This is a genomic window from Phenylobacterium sp. (assembly GCF_044358365.1).
In the GTDB taxonomy this organism is placed as follows: Bacteria; Pseudomonadota; Alphaproteobacteria; order Caulobacterales; family Caulobacteraceae; genus Phenylobacterium.
Genome location: NZ_JBIKNZ010000154.1, coordinates 1 through 3642, shown reverse-complemented (window position 1 = coordinate 3642; position 3642 = coordinate 1). Strand labels below are relative to the sequence as shown.

Sequence of the window (3642 nt, the reverse complement as noted above, 5' to 3'; positions counted from 1 at the left end):
GCCGCCTCATCGAGGCGGCCGCGACCGGCGACCAGGACGCGCTCGAGGAGGCCGCATCGGAGGTGGCCGACCGCATCGGCGGCGTGCGCACCTTCGAGGACGAGGGCGTCCTCTCGATGAACCGCGGGCTCGTGATCGACGCGGTCGAGGGCGGGCGCGAGTTCCAGATGCAGATCGTGAGGAGCCGGTAGGCCATGGCCTTCCGCATCACCGCCAACGTGGCGCCCGGGCTCGTGCGCGACCCATTCAAGCTCGCGCGCATCGACCGCGCTGTCGGCCGAGAGCGCATGGAGTCCTGGCATCCACGCGGCCAGCCGCACGGCTGCATCGCATGGCAGACGGAGACGCGCGACGAGGCGCTTCGCCTGCGGACGATGCTTGCGCACGCGATGCTTGCGACCCTTGACCACACGGGGACGAACCCCGAGCCGGACGCCATGCTCCGGTCGGTGACGATCGACATCGTCCGTGACGAGGACTGACCTCACTCGCCGCCCTCCGCCTGTACGCGCTCTGCCTTCTTGCCGGTGAACTCCTCCCAGCGCCGCACGATGACATCGCAGTAGCCGGGGTCGAGCTCCATCGCGATGCATGCGCGCCCCGTGCGCTCGCAGGCGATGACGGTCGTGCCGCTCCCCGCGAAGGGCTCGTAGACCGTGTCGGCCAGGTGGTTGCGCACCGGGCGCTCCATGCACTCGACCGGCTTCTGCGTCCCGTGGCCGTGGCCCGCGTCGTCGCGCGCTGGGATCGACCAGAGCGTCGTCTGCGTGCGGTCATCGGTGCGGTGGCCCTTGCCGCCTTCGCGCACGGCGTACCAGCATGGCTCGTGCTGCCAGTGGTAGTCGCCGCGGCTCAGGGCGAGGCGGTCCTTCGCCCAGATGATCTGCGCGCGGATCGCGAAGCCCGCCCGCTCGAGCGACTGCTGCACGGTCGAGGCGAAGACGCCTGCGTGGTAGACGTAGGCCACGTCGCCGGGGAAGAGCTTCCATGCCTCGGTCCAGTCGGCGCGGTCGTCGTTCATGACCTTGCCCATGCGCGCGGTGTTCCCGGTGAGCCCGGCGTCCATGCGCCACTCGGGGTCGTACTCCACGCCGTAGGGCGGGTCGGTGACCATGAGCGTGGGCACGGCGCCGTCGAGGAGCCGAGTCACGTCGGCCGCGCTTGTCGAGTCGCCGCAGAGGAGGCGGTGCTTGCCGAGCAGCCACAGGTCGCCGGGCTTCGTGACCGGGTCGGTCGGCTTCTCGGGGACGGCATCGGGATCGGTGAGCCCCTCGGTCCCGGCGGGCGCGAGGAGCTTCGCGAGCTCCTCCTCGTCGAAGCCCAGGAGGGTCCAGTCGATCCCTGCGCCGCGGAGGGCGTCGAGCTCGATCGAGAGCATCGAGGTATCCCAGGTGGCGAGCTCGGCGGTCTTGTTGTCGGCCAGCCGGTAGGCGCGGATCTCGTCGGCGGTCAGGTCGGTGGCGACGTGGACCGGCACGGTCGCGAGCCCGAGGCGCTGGGCGGCTCGGAAGCGGGTGTGCCCGGCGACGATGACGCCGTCAGCATCGACGACGATCGGCTGGCGGAATCCGAACCGGCGGATGCTCTCGGCGACGGCCTCGACCGCGTCGAGGTTCTGCCGCGGGTTGTTGGCATAGGGGCGGACGGCATCGAGCGGGCGGAGCTCGACCGACATGGGCGCGGCTGCTTCAGGCGACATGACCTTCTCCTCGGTTGACAGAGTGAACAGGCGACGCGCACGAAGGCGCTACGTTGGCTTCAGTGGCGTTGGTTGCCTCGGTGGCGCCGTGACCGCCGCGGGCGCGACGGGCGCGTCCTGGGGCCTCGTGGCGCGAGCGGTGGGCCAGAGCCGAGAGGCGTGACCCACGCGAAACAAACTCTGTCGCGATTGCCTGCCCCTCCGGAAGGCCAAGCGAGCCGCGCGGGCGCCGGGGAGGACCCAATCCTTCAAATCCCTCAAGGATCTTGCAGGGGGTCGCTTGAAGAATCTCGGGCGTGCGAAGGGCCTGCTTTGTAGGGATATATGAGAAGAGAGAGAGATTCTTCAATACTTCTCTCCCCCCATCCGTGCGCACACGCGCACGCGTACGCGCGCGAGAGCCTTAGGAAGAATTGAAGTATTCGGTTCAGGGCAGCTCATACGACCTCCTGGGGCGCGTGGCCGTCGACTCCGTGCGCAGCAGGATCTGCCCTGTTTCAAGCAGGTTTTCGATGACTTCCGCCCGCTCCCGCCTGCTCAGCCACTGCGTCCGGCGGCAGAGCTCCGCGGCGGAGATCTTTCCTTCAAGCGCACGGATGACGCGCAGCACGCGCTTCTGCCTGGAGTCGAACTCGCCGTCCGACACCCACGCGTGGGCAAGGTGCAGCATGCGCCTGGTGAGGTGCTCCGACACGGCGCACGCCCAGTCGGCCGCCTCCTGGCCCACCACCGGCCTCTCCCGGTCCGCGCTGCAGGCATGGACGAGTGCCAGCCTGCACGCCTTCTCTTCGGCACGCGCCCAGAGCGACCGCCCGGGGGCGTCCTTGGCGAGCTCCGCGTCGACCATCATGGCGAAGCGGTCGTAGACCGCCACGGCCTCCGGCGTCGCCGGGATGACCACGGGCTCGGGATTCGTCCGGCGCAGGTCGCCCCCGGGCGCGAAGTCGCCCCACCAGCGGGCGGCCTCGAGGATCGGCTCCGGGATCGCCGCCGCATGCGCCCGCTGGCGCACCGCGGTCGAGTCGGCCTCGAAGACGAGGAGGCGTGCCATGAAGCCGTCGGCGAGGGCGTCGGCCGTCAGCGACCCGAAGAAGTGCTCGGGCACGGTCGTGCCGTGGACCACCGCGCAGGGGCGGTCGATCACCTTGTTCCGCTTCGCGTCGGCATAGGCCTTGCCCTTGAAGACGCTGTCGGCGCTCGAGTAGAGCTTCATGAGCACCGTAAGCACGTTGTAGAGGTGCGGCGCCTTCTTCGCGTCGCCGATCGTGCGCAGGAAGCGGCCGAACTCGTCGAACTGGAAGAGCGAGGCCTGGTTGATCTCGAGGGCGCTCACGAGCCCGGCGTCGCTTGCGAGGTCCTCGTTCGCCTCGAGGGCGTCGAGCCCGGCGTGGAAGAGCACGTTCTTCGACACCTTGCGGGCGTGGTCCTTGCCAGCGCCCGAGGGCGCGACCCCGACGGCATAGAGGTTCGTGCGGTTCCCGCGCTCGTCGCACACCTTGCGCCCGGCAAGCACGGCCTGCAGCGTGATCGCGCCAGCGAGCGCCAGGACGGGCTGCGGCCGGTGCGCGGTCGCCAGGTTGTGCGCCATGACATCGGCGATGAAGCCGGGGACGCGCAGCAGGTGCTCCGGGAACGGACCGGGGTCCGGCGGACCGTCTCCGGGCTGCGCGTCGAGCGGATCCCGTGCGCCGCCGAGCTTGAATCCCGACAGGTCGACACCGAGGTCGGCCGCCTTGCGCTCGTCGCGGAGCCAGCCGTACGGACGCGAGTGCGGCTTGCGCTCGGCGTCGTTGACCTTGTGCGCAAGCTCCGACTCCGACCACGGCGGCTCGCAGCGGGGGTTGTAGTGCTCCTCGAGGAGCTCGAGCGCCCGCCGCGGCGCGATGCCGAAGCCATGGACGAGGGCGGTCGCCGCGGCGTAGGTCGCTGCATGGCCGCCCGAT

Annotated in this window: 4 protein-coding genes; 2 read left to right on the top strand and 2 right to left on the bottom strand. The window is 70.1% G+C overall.

Annotated elements, in window-relative coordinates; translation table 11 throughout:
- A partial coding sequence (locus ACIQ3B_RS18775) for a hypothetical protein (RefSeq protein WP_397405308.1) occupies positions 1 to 191 on the top strand: 191 nt, incomplete at its 5' end.
- Positions 192 to 194: 3 nt separating this feature from the next.
- Positions 195 to 482, top strand: coding sequence for a hypothetical protein (locus ACIQ3B_RS18770; RefSeq protein ID WP_397405306.1), 288 nt, complete (start codon positions 195 to 197; stop codon positions 480 to 482).
- 2 nt (positions 483 to 484) lie between these two features.
- Here the strand turns inward: ACIQ3B_RS18770 and ACIQ3B_RS18765 are convergent, their stop codons facing one another.
- Together ACIQ3B_RS18765 and ACIQ3B_RS18760 are read right to left on the bottom strand one after the other, a co-directional pair.
- Positions 485 to 1699 carry a DNA modification methylase gene (locus ACIQ3B_RS18765; protein WP_397405304.1) on the bottom strand — a complete coding sequence of 405 codons (1215 nt, stop codon included), beginning with the start codon at positions 1697 to 1699 and terminating at the stop codon, positions 485 to 487.
- Between the two features lie 427 nt (positions 1700 to 2126).
- Positions 2127 to 3642 (bottom strand): DUF3987 domain-containing protein (locus ACIQ3B_RS18760; protein ID WP_397405302.1); only part of this gene is annotated, 1516 nt, incomplete at its 5' end.

Coding starts and splice junctions, on each gene's coding strand:
- ACIQ3B_RS18770 (WP_397405306.1), top strand. CDS start 195: ATGGCCTTCCGCATCACCGCCAACGTGGCGCCCGGGCTCGTGCGCGAC.
- ACIQ3B_RS18765 (WP_397405304.1), bottom strand. CDS start 1,699: ATGTCGCCTGAAGCAGCCGCGCCCATGTCGGTCGAGCTCCGCCCGCTC.